Below are 16,935 nucleotides of genomic sequence, written 5' to 3'. Positions count from 1 at the left end.
ACATGATTCCTATCTATTTGAAAATCAAAGGTCTGTATTCTTACCAGACCGAGCAGGAAATTCATTTCAATGCTTTGACGGATGCGTCCTTATTTGGGATTTTCGGTGCGGTAGGAAGTGGAAAATCATCCATTCTCGAAGCGATCACATTTGCATTGTACGGCGACACTGAGCGGCTGAACAAGTCCGGCGATGACCGGACTTACAACATGATGAACCTGCGCTCTGATGAGTTAGTGATTGATTTTGAGTGCATTGCAGGAAAAAATGCAGATCGTTACAGGTTTACAGTTCGTGGGAAGCGGAATAGCAAGAATTTTAAGGAAGTAAAAACATTTGATCGGCGCGGATACATTTGGCAGGACGAAAACTGGGTTCCGCTTCCGGAAGATGAAAATGCGGAAAGCATTATCGGGCTTAGTTACGATAATTTTCGCAGGACGATTATCATTCCGCAAGGCCGTTTTCAGGAATTTATAGAGCTCAGAGACGCCGAGCGGACGCGGATGATGAAGGAGCTTTTCCAGCTCGAAAAGTATGACCTGAGTCGGAATGTCGGATCATTGATCAAACAAAATGACCTGGCAATTTCCCATGTCGACGGGCAGCTGACGGGATTAGGTGAAGTGACGGGCGAAATGGTCGAAGCGGAGGAAAAGCGGCGCGAAGAAGTGCGGTTGGAAATCAAAAAAGTCAATGAGGACTTGCGCATTCAAACCGAATTGGAAGCCGTTTTTCAAAAGTTAAAATTGACAGCGGAAAAAGTGCATTTGCTTCAAAATCAATTGCGAACATTGGAAACGCAGCGCCCGCAAATGCAGGAACGCGAAGCCATATTAAAAATTTTTGAAACCTGCTCCATTCACTTTAAATCCATTTTAGATCAAAAAAATACGCTGAATGTCAGCATTGCCCGCGAGCAGAAAATCTACGAAAGCAATAAAATTCGCCTGGACGAACTGACCAAGCTGGCTGAAAAACAGCAGGAATTGCTCACACGTTTGCAGCCGCAGTATGAGAAGCGTGAGGAGTTGCTGGATACGGCAGACGAACTGGAAAAAGTCATTCAGATCATTGATAACCGAACTTCCGCATCAAAACGAAAAGAGGCATTAGTGCGTGGAAACGAACAATTGAAAGAAAAAGAAGCTTTCATTGCACGCTTAATCGATCAAAAACAGGAAAAAGAATCGGAGAATGAGCAGAGAAAAAATCTGCTTGCGGATATTCAGGAATTAAGCTCGGTAAAAGCCTGGTTTACAGCTTGTGACGCATTGAATGAAAAACGGCAATCGGTAAAAGCAGAGGCGGAGGCATTGCAGGCGGACCTTCATGCGCAACAGCAGCTTTTGAATAAAAAGGTTGGCGACGTTAATACAAATTTCGGACTTAATGTTGTCGATAATGCTACACTGGAAGCATTTCAGACTGCTATCAATGTTTTCTTGACAAAAACAGAAACAGAATCAAGGGAGAAAAATCGCGCGCTGCTTTCACTGCATACGAAGCTCGCATTGCACCAATATGCGGGCGCGATCGTGGATGGCGAGCCTTGTCCATTATGCGGCTCAGAACATCATCCGGCCGTTTTGCATGCGGATAATGCAGTGAGCGAGCAGATTAAGGCTGCTGAAAACGCGGTTTTGAAGTTAACGGAAAGAGAAAAAGCAGTCCGCGGTTCGCAAGCGCCGATTGAAAAGATTTACAATCAAATCGACAATCTTGAAAAGCTGAAAGCAACTATTAAGCAGCGCTGGGCCGAGGCAAAAACGCAGCTGGAAACGCACGATAAGTCTTTTGTCTGGAATAAATTTGATAAAAATGACAGAGCTGGTTTTGAACAGCATTTCGCAGCAGTGAGTAAAAACCAGGCGGAGATTAAGGAAGCGGAAGTGGCGATTAAGGCGTTGTCGGTGCACATTGAAAAGGAAACACAGGAGAAAACCGAAAGGATCGAAAAGCCCTTGCAGAGCCTCAGAGATGAGATTCTGCGGTTTGAAAATACGGTTTTAACATTGACCGCTCAACTGCAAAAGGTCATTTTGCAAGAAGTTGAGGAGCAACCAAAGGCGAGCATTTCAGAAAAAATCACAGCATTAAAGAATTCTTTTAAAGAGATAACGACCCTTTTTGAACAATCAGAAAAAAATCTGGACGCGGTTCAAAAAGAGAAAGACGTGCTTTCCGGCGCGCAGCAAACACTGAAAACAACATTGGATTCGAACGAGCGCGATCTGGCGGCGGTTCAAACCAATGTTGATGCGCAGTTGAAAGCTTTTGCATTTGACTCAGAGGATCATGTAAAAGAAATTTTACAAGGGCCCATCCAAATTGATGCCGAGCGGAAAGCTATTGACACATTCAAATATGCATTGGACACGACTTCGCGGGATCTGGAAAATCTGTTAAAGGAAAACACAGACCAGCAATATGATGTGGAAAGGCATGAAGCCATTATCAAAGCCAAGGAAATTTTGACCGAAAGTCTGAATACATTCCGGAAGGAAGAAGGCGGACTGGACCGGTTATTGAAAAAAATGGCAGAGGATTTGGCTAAGAAGGCGGCGTTACTAACCGAGAAAGCACGCTTGCAATTGCGCAAAGAGCATTTGGACGATTTGGCAAAATTGTTCCGTTCAAGCGGTTTTGTGGATTATGCGTCTAGCATTTATTTGCAAAATCTGATTCAGGCTGCGAATCACCGTTTCCATCAAATGACGCATCAGCAGCTCCATTTGGAATTGGGCGATGGCAATAGTTTTTGGGTGCGCGATTTGTTGAATGGCGGACATTTGCGTTTGCTGAAAACATTATCAGGCGGTCAGAAATTTCAGGCGGCGCTGTCTCTCGCATTGGCCCTGGCAGACCACATTCACATCAGAAATGGCTCCAAGCACAATTTCTTCTTCCTAGACGAAGGTTTTGGTTCGCTGGATAAGAACGCTTTGCAAACGGTTTTTGAAACATTAAAATCACTTCGCAAAGAGAATCGCATTGTCGGCATCATCAGCCACGTGGAAGATTTGCAGCAAGAAATCCAGACTTATCTGAGCATTGAAGCAACCGAAGAAGGCAGCCGCATCACGCCGAGTTGGAAGTGATTGGGAACTGTCACGCCGAGCGGAGTCTGTCACGCTGAGCGGAGTCTGTCACGCCGAGCGGAATTTGTCACGCTGAGCGGAGTCGAAGCGAGTTATCCTTCGGTCGTAGCGCCATTTCGACCGCCGGGCGGCCCCGTCCGCTCAATGTGACAAGTAATGAAGAGTGTCTTGTTAAAACCAGCGACTTACGCTGAATGAGATCAAATAATCGGCGAAAGCAGCGTCGCCGTGCGTTTTACCAGTCACATCCAGCTTGTCAGCATAGCTTTTGGTCCGGTTGCGATAAAGTGCAATGGGGACGGACGCCGAAGCCGAAAATTTGTTTTTGATGTAAGCAACGCCAGGCTCGCCCGAAATTACATAACCGGGACGACGATAACCTTTGCTGCTGCCAATCAGGTCGCTTGAAGGAACGCCTTCTGCACGCCCTCCAAGCAACACTGAAAATCCACCGCCAAGAGCCTGGCTCACACCAAGTCTGGCTGCAAATTGATCCACAGCAGCAAAGTAGCCGACAATCGGATCAATTGTTGGCGATTGCGGATTGCGGTTTACACCATTATGTTCTTTCGGATTTGACAAATAAAACCCGTTGAAATACAGTGCCGTTTTTGATGTAAAAGAAACATATCCCTGCGTTTCCAAAAATGCGCCCACAGCGCCGTCGCCCAATTGGATCGACTGGTCAACCGGCTTCACAATTGTATAATCATTACCTTCTTTATCCAGCCTGTGAAATTCACCTTCCACTGCTTTATCACCCGTAGGCAGCTTGATGCCTCCGCCGATTGCAATGTTGAATTTTGGCATTTTTAATGGATCTCTTAGCCAGTAACTTGTTGAAATTCTCAAATCGCCGATCCCTTTTGAGCTTGTATGAAAGCGTTTTTGCTCTGGATTGGTCGCCACCGCGTTGCCATAATGCTCGTATAACGACGATCGGTCATTGTGCTGAACGGGCAAGGTCACGGAAATAGACCAGCGCATATTCGGCTGATAAGTAAGTCCCAGATCCAAAGCATGCGCAACATTGATAACCTGTGTTCCTTGTTCTACGCGCTCTTTTTCTTCATGATCGCCACGGAAGTGTTTGTACGATCTGAAAAAACGATAACCTGCATTGACCTGGAATTTGCCGTTTTGCTGTTTAAAAAAATCGGCAGAAGTTGCGCCTGCATGGCTCATGCCGCGAATTGCTACGCAGCCTTGCGCGAATGCATTATTTGAAATTTGTGTGAGGCAAAGGCACACGAATAGAACGATAGTAGATATCTTTTTCATTGATCTTAGTTTTTCAGAATGGTAAATGGAATGCAGTCACAGCAACGTTTCCTGACGGAAATGCCGAGCCTGATTTTAGAAAATTGCTGATTAACTAAGCGAATTCAGGTGGGGGAGAATCAAAGGATTGTGCAGGTGCCCGATGAAACGACAAATGCTCACAGAAAGAAACGGATTCTAAAAATGCGTAATATTCGCAACCGAATGTGGACCTGGTTTCAATGGGTAAGTAGCTCTTAACGAGATCTTGAAGCAGTTTCAATGCGCGGTCCGAAGAGGATTTTTTACTTTTATCGTTATCCGATAATTCATTCATACTGTCCGCTAGCTCAACGAACTTGTCGCGCGCCGATGCATTAACTTGCAGCGTCACAAACAAAGTATCGTTCTCTATTTTCTGATGGACAATGTTGTAAAACTCGCCGTCTTTCTTGATCAAACCAGCAGTTCCATCCTCATTTTCCCAGGAAGTTGTGTAAGGCAATGAAGGAGCAGGAATAGCCAAAACAGCCTTTTTGGACGGAATTTCATGCTTGGAAGCGGTTTCAAATGACTTGTTAAAACATAACACGGCAACTGCCAGTCCAAATGTATTGTACAGGAGTAAGCCAAGAAGTGCTATGGATAAAAGTCGTTTCAAATAGTATCAGTTTTTCCAAAAATAATACAGTATTTCGAATTTTCCATTCGTCTCGGCAAATTAACTTCGCATCGCAGCCGCCAAGTGGTAATAATTCATTAATACATTAAAATGTATATTTGGGATTGATTTGCCCTATTCCAGGTTTATGCTTTTTGAAAATTTCTACGCGTCTTGTTATCAGTGGTTTGAAGGAAAATTGTCAGGCAAGCATTGGCTGTTGAAGGTCACCTTGTTTTCGGTTGGGTTGTCCTTGTTTCTTGCATTTCCTCCGTATTCGTTGCTGGCTTCGCATTTTCAGGCTGATGGCGTCAAACTCGATGCATGGGTTTTTGTTCAAAATCAGGCGCAGGATCTGTTGCATCCGAAAGACATGGAATATGATGTGCGGCGTGAAAATATGATCCTTCGCTGGACTTTGCCGCTGCTTTCATATATAACCAATCACAATGTCATTCTGATCCTCATTGCTCAGGCGATTTGCGGCGTCATGTTCCTTTATAATTCGGGAAAATGGGTGTTTAAAATCTCCGGAGACAAAGTTTTAGCCGGCTTATTTATCTTGTCTCTTGCCAATATTTTCGTCAGCGTATGGACATTTGCGGACATTCACGGTTATGGCGATGGTTTTGCTTACTTTTTCTTGTTAACAGCACTGTTAAGCCGCAATCCAGTTAGTGCATTCATTTCCCTGCAGATCGCATTTTTTACAGACGAGCGCGCAGTCGTCGCGGGTGGTTATTTGCTGCTCTTCTGGATCGTCCTGAAAACTTACGAGAAGAACGATTTCAGCCTTCGGGCGATCATTAAAGCTGGTTTGTTACGTGAAAGTTCTGTGGTGTGGATCGCGTGGATTTGCTATTTTGCCGTGCGGGAATATGTTTTGGCAAATTATTTTCCCAATCACAGTTATTCCACGATCGGGACGCCGGTCTTGTTTGCCAATGCGCATCGGAATGGGCTGGGCAGCAGCATCTGGTCGGCATTTGAAGGCACGTGGCTGCTAATGGGCGCCGCATTGCTTGCATTATTTCTGACGAAGCGTTACTGGCTGATCGCCGCGCTTTTCATTGGTTTTACAATCCTTGTGCTCACCGGAATTTACGTTCACGATATCGACAGGGCACTTTCTTACGGTTTCCCGTTTATCCTTGCTGCGTTTTTTATTTTGTATAAAACGGCATCCATGCGGTCATTGAAGCTCATTCTTTTTTTTACAATGCTCATTTGCGTGGGACATCCGCAGGTTTTTTATATGGGTTATAACAAGATCTTGTGGCTGGAACCGCTTCCAATCAAAGTGTTGATGCTGTTCGATAGGATTTTCGCATGGAATGTATTCACCTAAACATTGGACTCGAGTGGAGACGAAACAAAAGTTTGTATTTTCAAAAAGAAATATTTCTATCTTACTAAACGGATTATCAGAACATTTCTCAACGCTATTTAAAACAAACGCTATCTGTAAACTCTCATATGCCGTTATTAGTTGAGCTGAACACCTTTAACACCGGTGCCGGCAATTTGACCGTCTTTGAAAAGATAATCCCGGGCACGATCAAGCGTGTATTTTACATTTATGGAGCTGGCGAGACGCAGCGCGGGGGACACAGGCATCACAAAACGTGGAATGCCTTGATATGCATTCATGGAAGCTGCCGGGTTTATTCCAACGATGGAGAAAAAGAGGAATATTTCATCCTCGATGATCCTGCCTCGTGCCTCATTCTCGAACCGAAAGACTGGCATATCATGGACTCATTTTCGGAAGACGCAATCCTTCTGGTGCTTTCCAATGAATATTATGACATTGCCGATTACATCGATGAGCCATATATGCTGAAACAGATCGTATCCCAATGATCCCTTTTCTGGATTTAAACCAGGTTAATGCGCCTTATCTTAAAGCCATCGAAAAAGCCTCACTCAAGGTGATCCGTTCGGGATGGTATATTTTGGGGAATGAGCTCAAATCATTTGAAAAATCATTTGCAACTTATTGCCAAGCAGCACATTGTGTGGGTGTTGCTAATGGGTTGGATGCGATTACATTGATTCTGATGGCTTACGACTTTCCGGAGGATAGCGAAGTGATTGTCCCGGCAAACACTTACATCGCGTCCGTTTTGCCAGTCGTCTATTTGGGTTTTAAAGCCGTTTTCGTAGAGCCCGATCCGGTAACAATGCTTTTGAACCCGGAAAAAATAGCTGAAAAAATCACTATGAAAACCCGGGCAATCATTGCTGTTGACCTTTATGGGCGCAGTTGTGAAATGGATCTAATTATGGAACTGGCCCAACAGCACGGCCTGAAAGTGATTACGGATGCAGCACAAGCGCACGGGGCCGTGTATAAAAACAAAAAAATCGGCAGCATTGCCCACGCAACTGCATTCAGTTTTTATCCGACCAAAAATCTTGGCGCACTCGGTGATGCGGGAGCCATTACAACTGATGACGAAGCGCTGGCTGAAAAACTGCGATATCTCCGAAATTATGGGTCACTCGTTCGATACAAAAACGATTTCCAAGGAGTTAATAGTCGATTGGACGAGATTCAGGCTGCGATATTGAATGTTAAATTGCCTTTTTTAGATCCTGAAAATGACCGGAGAAGAGCGATTGCTGCACGTTATTTGAGTGAAATCAATGTTAAGGATCTTGTTTTGCCGCCAGGTGATCGGACTCAGGACGATGCTTGGCATTTGTTTGTAATCCGGCATCCAGATCGTTCCAAATTAATTGCGCACCTTGACGCCAACGGCATTCAAACGAATGTGCATTATCCGCTGCCAATCCACAAGCAACAGGCTTTCAGGGAATATCAGGATTTGCAACTGCCTATAACAGAACAAATTCATGAACAGGTCATCAGCCTGCCGCTGAATGCCGTGCTGACGGATGAAGAGGTCGCCTACATTATACAAACCGTTAATCATTTTGATTATCCGCAATGAAGTTATCCGTCGTCATCCCGGTTTACAACAGCGAAAAAACGATCAGGCCGCTCGTAGAATCCTTGCAATCAGCGTTATCGGAAGTCACTTTTGAGATTGTCATGGTGAATGACGGGAGCAGGGACGGCTCGGAAAAAGTTTGCAAGCAACTGGCGGATCTTTATTCCAATGTTCGATTCATATCATTGCGCAGGAATTACGGCGAATTTAATGCAGTTATGTGCGGCTTAAACTGGGCCTATGGCGATTATTGCGTGATGATTGACGACGATTTTCAAAATCCGCCCCAGGAAATCCTGAAACTGATCAAAGTGGCAGAAAGTGGTGATAATGATGTGGTTTACACTTATTATTCCAAAAAAGAACATTCGGTAGGACGGAACCTGGGAAGCAAGCTGGTTAACTGGCTTACAAGTTATTTGCTGAATAAGCCGAAAGATCTTTATTTGTCCAGTTTCAAGCTCATTCGACAGGAAGTTGTCAGGGAAATCACAAAATATCAGGGTCCTTATCCCTACATTGACGGCCTTATTTTCAGGATCACAAGGAACATCGGAACCGTTCAGGTGGTACATTTGAAGCGCGAAGAAGGAATGTCCAATTACACCTGGAAAAAACTTATTTCGCTGTTTCTCAACATATTATTTTGCTATTCGTCACTTCCTATCCGGCTTTTTATGCCAATCGGACTAGGCTTGTTTATGTTTGGCTTTTTGCTGCTTTGCTTTCTCACCGGACAATGGATCATTGGTCCCGATCCGAAAGGCTGGCAGGTTGTAACAGCTGCATTGATTTTCATCGGAGGCATTCAATGCACATTGCTAAGTGTTTTGGGGGAATATATTGGCAAGAGTTTTATGGCACAAAGCGGTCAGCCGCAATATGTTATAAAATACAACAGCGCCGAAGCCCTATGATTGACAGCAGACAGGAATATCAGCGCATGTATGAGGTTGAGCGCTCGCTCTGGTGGTATCAAGTGCTGCATGGCAAAGTCCTAGCCCGGATCAAAAAGCATTTTGGAGATAAGAATTCCGATTTGCGCATCCTTGACGCAGCATGTGGAACGGGAGGATTGCTGTCATTTCTGCGCGACGCCGGATTCGCAAACCTTACAGGATTTGATTACGCACAACACGCCATTGATTTTTCTCGCGAGCGAAACCTGAATGTCGGCTTTGGTGATCTGAAAAATGTTGAAGCATTTCAACCTGGTGAAACATTCGATGTCATTTGCTGCAACGATGCGCTCTATTTTCTTTCAGATGAGGAAATCGTTTTGGCATTAATCGCATTTCGGAAGAAACTGAAAAAGAATGGGTTAATCATCATTAACATTCATGCTTTCGAAGCATTTTCCGGCACGCATGATCTGGCGGTTGGAAGTTTCAGGAGGTTTAAGTTTGAGCAATTCACCCATTATGCGAAGGCTGCCGGCTTAAACATTGCGCATAACACTTACTGGCCTTTTGCATTATCATTGCCAATTCTGGCCGTTCGGCAATGGCAGAATTATCAGATCCGCAACCAAAAAATTGACGTCGAACACCTGGATTCGGACGTCAAATTTCCAGGTGCGTTAGTCAATTCTGTTTTGAAAGGCATCACAAAAGCCGAACAATTGCTCATCCCGAAAGCGCCTTTTGGCAGCTCCTTGTTCATGACAATGACGCCTGAAAACTGATCGGAACAAGTCTATTTTTTTGAAAATCCGGAGTTATTTATTTTATCAAACAACTCTTTTACTTCCCCAATCCGTGCGGCGCCATTCATGTCGAAATAGATGAATGTTTCCAGATCGCCGCGGTGCATGGCCTGGTTCATATCGCCGCTCTGCGACTTGTGACAGGCTTTGACCCAATCGGCAACGATCATATAACTGTGCTTTTTATCTTCGCCAAAACCATAAGTCCGGTCAAATTCAAAAATGGGCGCTGTCAAATTTACGGCCGTTTCTGGATAACCGTCTAGCCGAGTGAAGCCGGGCGTGTAACCTTTGTTTTGTGCTTGGCCACCGAGAATGATCGGCTTTTTTGCACCCTTATAACGTTGCACTGCCCTAATGGCGCTGATGGAGGCGGTTTTGTGGTGTGCATGCTGGCTCTCGCTTGGGATCAGACAAAAGACAAAATCGTAATTTCCGCGTTCCAGAATTTCGTCCAGCCGACTTTCTACGAATTTAATGTTCCAATTTCTCCCTTCCAGATAAGGCTTCTCGTTTTTGTTATAATAATCGTCGCGCTGGTCGAGGAAGAAAAAGTTGCCAATGCCGAGCACGTCGCCCGCTGCTAAAATTTCCTTTTTCCGGATTAAAGGCAAATGCTTGCGACCCACAACAGAATCAACTAGGTTCATGCCATAATAGGACGAGGCAACGAGCCCATTATAACCGCCCGAAGCGTCGGTGATCAGGGCAAGATCGGCTGAACCTTTGAGCTCGTGCGTGATTTTGAAAATGGTGACCGGGAACATTGTTTCATCGTCAGGATGCGCGGTAACAATCAGAATTCTTGGACTTTGGGCAAACGTTGACAGAGAAATGATTAAAAATGCGAGAAGATAAATGTTTTTCATGCGGACGATTTTTTAAAGTGGTGTGTTATAATGCCATCAAACATTTATAACCATATGGATTTACAGCTTAAAGGGAAAACCGCATTCATCAGCGGTTCTACCCAGGGAATCGGGTTTGCCATTGCCCAAAATTTATTGAAAGAAGGCGCAAGCGTTGTAATCAACGGCAGAACCGCCTCCAAAGTGGACGACGCCGTAAAACGCCTCCAAGAAAGTGTCCCCAATGCTAACGTATCTGGCATAGCGGCAGATTTTTCCAAAGTTGAAGAAATTGATGCATTGCTGCAAAAGTTGCCGGAAATTGACATTCTCGTTAACAATGCAGGAATATTTGAGCCCAAGGCATTTACCGAAATTGCTGATGCAGATTGGTTCAAGTTCTTCGAGGTCAATGTGTTAAGCGGCGTGCGTTTGTCGAGACATTATTTTCCAAAGATGCTTGCAAAAGATTGGGGCCGCATCATCTTCATTTCGAGTGAATCGGCGGTGAATATTCCGGAAGAAATGATTCATTACGGCATGACAAAAACGGCGCAATTGTCCATCAGCAGGGGATTATCAGAGCTGACCAAAGGTTCAAATGTAACAGTTAACTCGGTATTGCCCGGTCCAACCAAGTCGGAAGGCGTGGCGGATTTTGTGAAACAGTTGGGTGAGGCTAATCAGGTTACTGCGGAAGAAGCCGAAAAGGATTTCTTCAAAAACGCAAGGCCAAGCTCATTGCTGCAACGTTTTGCGTCTGTTGAAGAAGTCGCAAACCTAGTCACTTATGTTGCCAGCCCGCTATCATCCGGGACCAATGGCTCCGCATTGAAAGTAGACGGAGGCGTCGCCAAGTTTATTCTTTGACGGTTCAGATCTCTTGTCTTTTCAAACTCAATGCACAAAAGCACGTTTTCTGGAACATTCATTCTGAAATAATTGTCTGGTTACTATGGCACGAAGCAAATCATTTGAACCGGAAGAAAAGCTTGAAAAGGCAAGAGATCTTTTTTGGCAAAAAGGCTATCAGGCAACCTCCATGCAGGATCTGGTGGATACAATGGGCCTGAACCGCGGGAGCATTTATGACACATATGGCGACAAACACAGCCTGTTTCTCAGGTGTTTGAAAAGTTATGCGGACGATCTGCTTGAAGAATATGTAAAAGCAGCGGATGCAACCAAGTCGCCATTGAAAGCCATTGAAAAAATTGTAAAACGGGCAGCGCTTCGGACCATTGAGGAAGGGAAAACCTGCATGGGCGTGAAATCCGCCTTTGAATTGGCTTCGGTGGATGAAGAAGTGCACACAATTTTGAAAGACAACACGACAAGCATTGTGAGCGTGTTGAAGGAGTTGATCAAAAAAGCGCAAAAAGCAGACGAGGTCAGCGCGAAACGTGATCCCGCCATGCTTGCGAATTTTATCGTTTCAAATTTTACAGGTTTCTGGCAGCTTTATCTCGTTTACAATGATGCGGATTTAGTCAAGCAGCAAGCAGAATTTTTGGTAAAATCAATAAAGAAGTGAATTAAGCAGTCAATTATTGAATGCTCATTCAATAATTTCAAGTTAAGGTTATGTTAGATTTAAATAAAGAAGAAGCATATAGATCAAGCGCTATACACATTGACAGGCAAGGGGATCCATCTGTACTCACTTATACTGAGGATCTTATCGGTGAACCCGGTCCGGGAGAAGTGCGGATCAGGCAAGCGGCCATCGGGCTGAATTTTGTAGATACATATTTTCGCAGTGGCGCATTTCCTGTTAAAGCATTTCCATACATTCCCGGCATCGAAGCAGCAGGTGTTATAGAGGCAGTGGGGTCGTGGGTTACGGATTTCAAGGTCGGTGATCGCGTTGCTTATCATTTCATTCCGGGCGCTTATGCGGAGGTCCGCATTGTTGGAACGCACCAACTGGTGCATGTCCCGGATGGTGTGACGCTTGAAGAAGCCGCAGCATTGCTGGTCAAAGGATTTACAGCCAGAATGCTGGTTAAGGAGACTTACCAGGTCAAGCCAGGCGACATTGTGCTTGTGCATGCGGCTGCGGGAGGCGTGGGATCATTGGTCACCAAATGGTCCAAATCACTGGGCGCAACGGTTATTGGAACGGTCGGCTCTGAAGGTAAAAAACAGGCTGCACTTGAAAATGGCGTGGATCACGTCTTTCTTGTCGATTGCGAAGGTTTTGGGAAATCGGTCGCCGAGATAACGAAAGGGGAAGGCATTAACGTCGTTTATGATGGCGTAGGCAAAGATACATTTGCAGAGTCCGTCGGACAGATTCGCAAAGGCGGAAAGATTGTGCTGTATGGATCATCATCCGGCCAGCCCGAGCAGATCAATCATGCAGCATTGCGTGCCAGGTCCATTAACATGCTTACGCCTGTGCTGAACGCCTACATTACAGATTATGAAAGCCTTCAAACATTTGCTCAGGACACATTCGCCGCATTGCAATCGGGCATTTTCGGTAAGCTTGCCATCACCCAATATCCACTTTCACAAGCGGCTCAGGCGCACAGCGACATGGAGTCCAGAAAAACAACGGGGTCGGTGATCCTGGTGCCGTAACATCAGGAAGCCACGCGCTGCGCAACGACTTTCTCCCATAAAATTCCAATGATCATTCCCGTCAGACTGGCCAGCAGGCCGTAAATCAGCGGAGGATATTCGGTTGCGATATATGCGCAACCGAGCCAGGCAATAAGTCCGGAAATCATGGAAAGCATGCAGCCCAGCTCATTGGTGGCTTTCCAATATAAGCCCGCCGCCAGGGGAATGAACAGCGAAACAAGGCTAAATGCAGAGGACTCGGCAACGAGATCGAAAATGCTGTCGCTCCGCAAAGCCATGAAAATACAGACAATTGTAATGACGACGATGCCGAGGCGAATGATTTTTAAAAGCTGCTGATCGGACATTTTCGGGTTAAAAAATTTAAAGATATTTTCACCCAAAACAGCGGCCGGCGCCATGATTGCGCTGCTGGTTGTGCTCAAAATTGCCGAAACGAGCGCGCCAAAAAAGAGGATCTGCAAAGGAACGCTCATGTGCTTTAAAACCATGTTAGGAATGATCAGCTGTCCGTCGTGATCCGATTCCGGATAAAGATGGTGGCCGCAAAGTCCTATAAAAAGTGGAAGCAGCGCAACAGTGAGATACATTAGCGATGATAACAATGTTGCCTTTACGGAAACACTCGCCGATTTGGCAGACATAACCCTTTGAAAAACATCTTGTTGCGGAATTGATCCCAGTCCAATGGTGATCCAGGCGGCAAAATATTCGACGGACGCTTTGAAGGTGAAGTCTGGATAAAATTTGAAAAATCCCGGCGGCGCAGCTTTAATAAGCGGCGTAAAGCCACCCACTTTTTCATAAAGCACGGCAGCAACAATGAGCAATCCGACAATGATCATGATAGTTTGCATAAAATCGGTGATCGAAATGGACCACATGCCGCCCCAGATCGTATAAAGGATCACGACGAAAGAACTGCCTATAATGCAGGTCACCAGCGACCAGCCAAGCACAACTTTCAGCACAATGCCCATGGCGAGCAATTGAGCTGCGATCCAGCTGAAATAGGAGGGGATGATCAGGATTGCGGATAAGAGCTCTGCATTGCGCCCATAGCGTATCCTGAAAAAGTCGCAGAACGTGATAATGTTCATTTTATAAAACCGCCGCGCAAAAAATAATCCGACCAGCAGCAGGCATAAGGACGCACCAAAAGGGTCCTCAATTACGCCCAGAAGGCCATTTTCTACAAATTCTGTGGGAGCGCCCATGATGGTTTCGGAGCCAAACCAGGTTGCGAATGTTGCCGATGCAGCCAGCACGAGTGGCAAGCGCCTGCCTGCTAACACAAAATCCTGCGTGGTCGAAATTCTTTTCGAAGCCCACAATCCGATCCCGAGATTTGCGAGGAGATAAGCAAGAATTGCAAAAGCAAGCATAGAAGTCGGTTATAAAACGTGCGATTTTTGGATGAACTGCGCGTGCAGATAAGTTGTGTAAATGGCTGATCCTTTCATATTGAGATGGTGCGGATCAAACAAATTCACAGGCTTGAAGATAGCGTCCATTCGGGAATCTTTGGGCAGCGAAATCAAATTTGCTTCAGGAATGTATGGCATCACGTGTGACAATGTCTCGAATTCGCCTTTCGTAAAATTATTTGGCATGAAGAAAACGACCGATTTTCCATGACTCCGGGCCAATGCAATGATTCCATTTATTCTGGAAAGATAATATAGGTTTGGCGTAGACTTTCTGTCCGTAGTGATCAGCTTTTTTGTATAAAACTGGTTGTTAATCAGCATTGTATTCACGCCCGTTAATGTGTCAACGACGATTTGGAAGCCATTGTCTTGCAAATGCGGTGGGCCTTCGATGGGATCTTTTACGGGTTTGACAAGTTTTTTGATTGCTGCAATTTGAGGAGCAATGGAAAAGATTTGAAAGAGGGTCAGGTTGAGGTCGGTCAGGAATTCACTTACTTTTTCCTTGTCATCCATGTTTGAGGCAAAGCCAGTCGCTCGGCTCCTGAAATAGACATCCTGGAAAAGTTGATTGGGCGTCAGATGCATCGTGCTGTAATCCAGGGCACTTAATTCAATGAAAATCGTATTCGTTTTCCGCTCGTTTTCAATCAGATTTTCTGCGATTTGCAAGGCGTGCGCAAAGGAAATGCTGAACAAGCCCATGTTATAGCTGCGCGTTTTGCCAGCATTTAACGAATCAAAAAGGGCGGGATTGACACCGTATAATGTGCGGCTGGTTCCAATGAAGACCACATTGGGGTCAAACTTTTGGCACAGGCGCTCACGTGTTGCAATGTCACGCCGCGGATCGAGGCCCAGTTGCGCAACCACCAAAACGAAAAGTAACTTGAAGGTGAGAAACAATGCGATCCATTTCAATATCTTTTTGACCATTCTCTATTCAGATTTCGCGGATGGATCAGGTTTTAAAACTGAATGTAATAGAAATTTGCAACCGAAGTTTGCCCGAAAATCAGTACGAGCTGCGCTAAAACAAGGAATGAAACGTTTCGCTCCAAAGCGGGTCGTTTCATCATAAATGATGCAATGTCTTCTTTTTCACCCATTTGATAGTTGATAAAATCAAGCACTAAAAACAATGCGATCGTCAGGCCAAAGCCGGAAGTAAGAATCGAAACTGTGCCTGAGCCGAAGCCAAACATTGCGCTGTAAAGCCGTAAGCCGCTGTTAAGTTCCGCGGCCCTGAACCATCCCATGATCAATGTTCCTGTTAACAAGCGAATGATGATCCGCATCACTGTGTGTGTCGAAGAGCCGATCGTGAGGCCGGCGCCGCTGTAAAATCGCTCCCAAAAATGCTTTGTCCTGATCTCAAAATTGATGTAAGCCCATTGCAGAAATCCCCAAATGACGAATGACCAGCTTGGTCCGTGCCACAATCCCGTGATAACAAATGTAAGTAAGCGGTTGAATTCCAGCCGGGTTTTGTTGGTGACGCCTTTGCTAATGTTGAAAAAGACATAATCGCGAAACCAGGAAGTGACTGTAATGTTCCATGAATTCCAGGATTCAGTGCGCGACGGCGTAAAATAGTAACGGTTTGCAAAATTTTTACTGAGCCTGATGCCAAGCAAGCGCGCAGATCCGGTGGCAATGTCGGTGTAACCAGAAAAATCGCAATACAGCTGAATGGAAAAAAGCAGAATGCCCAGCGTAACTGAAAATGCCGTGTATTTTTCGGGTTGATCAAAAACTGGATTGACGTGATCCGCGAGTCTAGCAGCTAAAACCAATTTCTTAAACAATCCCCAAACAATGAAGTAAATGCCCGCCCTGATGTTGTCGGGATCGTAGTCAACGGGTTTTTTCAGCTGCGGAATCAATTGCCTTGCACGCTCCAACGGCCCGGCCAGCATGGTCGGGAAAAAGCCGAGATACAATGCTAAATAACCGAAATGATTTTCAGGTTTGATGTATTTGCGATGCACATCGGTGAGATAACCAATGATCAGAAACGTGTAATAGGAGATGCCGATGGGTGCCAGCCAATTCAAAACCACGGGCGAAAACGAGTTGTTGATCGGGATCAAATATTTAAAAAACAGGAGCGGAAGCAGACAAACGATAATCGAAATGGTGAGCAGCGTTTTCTTTCGTGTTTTGGAATGCAGCGGATTACCCAGATATTTTCCTGCTGTGTAACAAATTACGGTAAGCCCAAACCACACAAAAACGTAATATCCGCTCCAACTAACGTTAAACAATGTGCTAAGAATCAGCAAAAGCACCCATTTTTTATTGTGTGGCGTTTTGTAGTAAGCCACAACGATAATGAGAAGCAGAAGGAAATAAGTGAAATCGGTAAATTTGACCATCGTGCT

15 protein-coding genes are annotated in these 16,935 nt (G+C 45.2%); 9 read left to right on the top strand and 6 right to left on the bottom strand.

Annotated features, from left to right (window positions below):
- The first annotated feature begins 2 nt into the window (after window positions 1-2).
- Entirely contained in the window at window positions 3-3,101 is a 3,099-nt protein-coding gene (locus tag LZG73_RS22760; RefSeq protein ID WP_233854821.1) for an SMC family ATPase, read from the top strand.
- 171 nt (window positions 3,102-3,272) lie between these two features.
- Here the strand turns inward: LZG73_RS22760 and LZG73_RS22755 are convergent, their stop codons facing one another.
- Window positions 3,273-4,382, bottom strand: a complete 1,110-nt coding sequence (locus LZG73_RS22755; RefSeq protein ID WP_233854820.1) for a hypothetical protein — start codon at window positions 4,380-4,382, stop codon at window positions 3,273-3,275.
- Between the two features lie 94 nt (window positions 4,383-4,476).
- Complete coding sequence (locus tag LZG73_RS22750; protein ID WP_233854819.1) at window positions 4,477-5,022, bottom strand: hypothetical protein; 546 nt, start codon at window positions 5,020-5,022, stop codon at window positions 4,477-4,479.
- Between the two features lie 148 nt (window positions 5,023-5,170).
- On the opposite strand from LZG73_RS22750, the gene LZG73_RS22745 reads away from it, so the two are divergent.
- From LZG73_RS22745 to LZG73_RS22725, 5 genes are all read left to right on the top strand, one after another.
- A complete protein-coding gene (locus LZG73_RS22745; RefSeq protein ID WP_233854818.1) occupies window positions 5,171-6,370 on the top strand; it encodes a hypothetical protein in 1,200 nt (399 codons plus the stop codon).
- Window positions 6,371-6,498: 128 nt separating this feature from the next.
- Window positions 6,499-6,885, top strand: a complete 387-nt coding sequence (locus LZG73_RS22740) for an FdtA/QdtA family cupin domain-containing protein (RefSeq protein ID WP_233854816.1) — start codon at window positions 6,499-6,501, stop codon at window positions 6,883-6,885.
- The gene (locus tag LZG73_RS22735) at window positions 6,882-7,979 is read left to right on the top strand and encodes a DegT/DnrJ/EryC1/StrS aminotransferase family protein (RefSeq protein WP_233854814.1); all 1,098 of its coding nucleotides are present in this window, start codon (window positions 6,882-6,884) and stop codon (window positions 7,977-7,979) included. Before LZG73_RS22740 ends, LZG73_RS22735 begins: the two co-directional genes overlap by 4 nt.
- Complete coding sequence (locus LZG73_RS22730; protein WP_233854813.1) at window positions 7,976-8,896, top strand: glycosyltransferase family 2 protein; 921 nt, start codon at window positions 7,976-7,978, stop codon at window positions 8,894-8,896. Before LZG73_RS22735 ends, LZG73_RS22730 begins: the two co-directional genes overlap by 4 nt.
- The gene (locus LZG73_RS22725; protein WP_233854812.1) at window positions 8,893-9,663 is read left to right on the top strand and encodes a bifunctional 2-polyprenyl-6-hydroxyphenol methylase/3-demethylubiquinol 3-O-methyltransferase UbiG; all 771 of its coding nucleotides are present in this window, start codon (window positions 8,893-8,895) and stop codon (window positions 9,661-9,663) included. The genes LZG73_RS22730 and LZG73_RS22725 overlap by 4 nt, the downstream gene beginning before the upstream one ends.
- 11 nt (window positions 9,664-9,674) lie before the next feature.
- Here the strand turns inward: LZG73_RS22725 and LZG73_RS22720 are convergent, their stop codons facing one another.
- Entirely contained in the window at window positions 9,675-10,553 is an 879-nt protein-coding gene (locus LZG73_RS22720) for a PIG-L family deacetylase (protein WP_233854811.1), read from the bottom strand.
- Window positions 10,554-10,607: 54 nt separating this feature from the next.
- Here LZG73_RS22720 and LZG73_RS22715 point away from each other — a divergent pair, with 54 nt between their 5' ends.
- From LZG73_RS22715 to LZG73_RS22705, 3 genes are all read left to right on the top strand, one after another.
- The gene (locus LZG73_RS22715) at window positions 10,608-11,402 is read left to right on the top strand and encodes an SDR family NAD(P)-dependent oxidoreductase (protein ID WP_233854810.1); all 795 of its coding nucleotides are present in this window, start codon (window positions 10,608-10,610) and stop codon (window positions 11,400-11,402) included.
- 85 nt (window positions 11,403-11,487) lie between these two features.
- Window positions 11,488-12,066 carry a TetR/AcrR family transcriptional regulator gene (locus tag LZG73_RS22710; protein ID WP_233854809.1) on the top strand — a complete coding sequence of 193 codons (579 nt, stop codon included), beginning with the start codon at window positions 11,488-11,490 and terminating at the stop codon, window positions 12,064-12,066.
- 50 nt (window positions 12,067-12,116) lie between these two features.
- Window positions 12,117-13,118 carry a quinone oxidoreductase gene (locus LZG73_RS22705; RefSeq protein ID WP_233854808.1) on the top strand — a complete coding sequence of 334 codons (1,002 nt, stop codon included), beginning with the start codon at window positions 12,117-12,119 and terminating at the stop codon, window positions 13,116-13,118.
- Window positions 13,119-13,120: 2 nt separating this feature from the next.
- On the opposite strand, the gene LZG73_RS22700 is transcribed toward LZG73_RS22705, so the two are convergent.
- From LZG73_RS22700 to LZG73_RS22690, 3 genes are read right to left on the bottom strand one after another with little or no spacing between them, the layout of a single operon-like run.
- Window positions 13,121-14,506: a sodium:solute symporter family protein gene (locus tag LZG73_RS22700; RefSeq protein WP_233854807.1), complete on the bottom strand. Its 1,386-nt coding sequence runs from the start codon at window positions 14,504-14,506 to the stop codon at window positions 13,121-13,123.
- Between the two features lie 9 nt (window positions 14,507-14,515).
- Entirely contained in the window at window positions 14,516-15,487 is a 972-nt protein-coding gene (locus tag LZG73_RS22695; RefSeq protein ID WP_233854806.1) for a hypothetical protein, read from the bottom strand.
- 32 nt (window positions 15,488-15,519) lie between these two features.
- A complete protein-coding gene (locus LZG73_RS22690) occupies window positions 15,520-16,929 on the bottom strand; it encodes an MBOAT family protein (RefSeq protein ID WP_233854804.1) in 1,410 nt (469 codons plus the stop codon).
- Between the last annotated feature and the right edge of the window lie 6 nt (window positions 16,930-16,935).

Origin of the sequence: Dyadobacter sp. CY326, assembly GCF_021390515.1 — a bacterium.
In the GTDB taxonomy this organism is placed as follows: Bacteria; Bacteroidota; Bacteroidia; order Cytophagales; family Spirosomataceae; genus Dyadobacter.
The sequence above is the reverse complement of the archived record's forward strand: the minus strand, read 5'-3'. Positions and strand labels throughout refer to the sequence as shown.

Bases quoted from the DNA above. Each gene is read 5' to 3' on its own strand.
- LZG73_RS22760 (WP_233854821.1), top strand. From the start codon at position 3: ATGATTCCTATCTATTTGAAAATCAAAGGTCTGTATTCTTACCAGACC.
- LZG73_RS22755 (WP_233854820.1), bottom strand. From the start codon at position 4,382: ATGAAAAAGATATCTACTATCGTTCTATTCGTGTGCCTTTGCCTCACA.
- LZG73_RS22745 (WP_233854818.1), top strand. From the start codon at position 5,171: ATGCTTTTTGAAAATTTCTACGCGTCTTGTTATCAGTGGTTTGAAGGA.
- LZG73_RS22740 (WP_233854816.1), top strand. From the start codon at position 6,499: ATGCCGTTATTAGTTGAGCTGAACACCTTTAACACCGGTGCCGGCAAT.
- LZG73_RS22735 (WP_233854814.1), top strand. From the start codon at position 6,882: ATGATCCCTTTTCTGGATTTAAACCAGGTTAATGCGCCTTATCTTAAA.
- LZG73_RS22730 (WP_233854813.1), top strand. From the start codon at position 7,976: ATGAAGTTATCCGTCGTCATCCCGGTTTACAACAGCGAAAAAACGATC.
- LZG73_RS22725 (WP_233854812.1), top strand. From the start codon at position 8,893: ATGATTGACAGCAGACAGGAATATCAGCGCATGTATGAGGTTGAGCGC.
- LZG73_RS22720 (WP_233854811.1), bottom strand. From the start codon at position 10,553: ATGAAAAACATTTATCTTCTCGCATTTTTAATCATTTCTCTGTCAACG.
- LZG73_RS22715 (WP_233854810.1), top strand. From the start codon at position 10,608: ATGGATTTACAGCTTAAAGGGAAAACCGCATTCATCAGCGGTTCTACC.
- LZG73_RS22710 (WP_233854809.1), top strand. From the start codon at position 11,488: ATGGCACGAAGCAAATCATTTGAACCGGAAGAAAAGCTTGAAAAGGCA.
- LZG73_RS22705 (WP_233854808.1), top strand. From the start codon at position 12,117: ATGTTAGATTTAAATAAAGAAGAAGCATATAGATCAAGCGCTATACAC.
- LZG73_RS22700 (WP_233854807.1), bottom strand. From the start codon at position 14,506: ATGCTTGCTTTTGCAATTCTTGCTTATCTCCTCGCAAATCTCGGGATC.
- LZG73_RS22695 (WP_233854806.1), bottom strand. From the start codon at position 15,487: ATGGTCAAAAAGATATTGAAATGGATCGCATTGTTTCTCACCTTCAAG.
- LZG73_RS22690 (WP_233854804.1), bottom strand. From the start codon at position 16,929: ATGGTCAAATTTACCGATTTCACTTATTTCCTTCTGCTTCTCATTATC.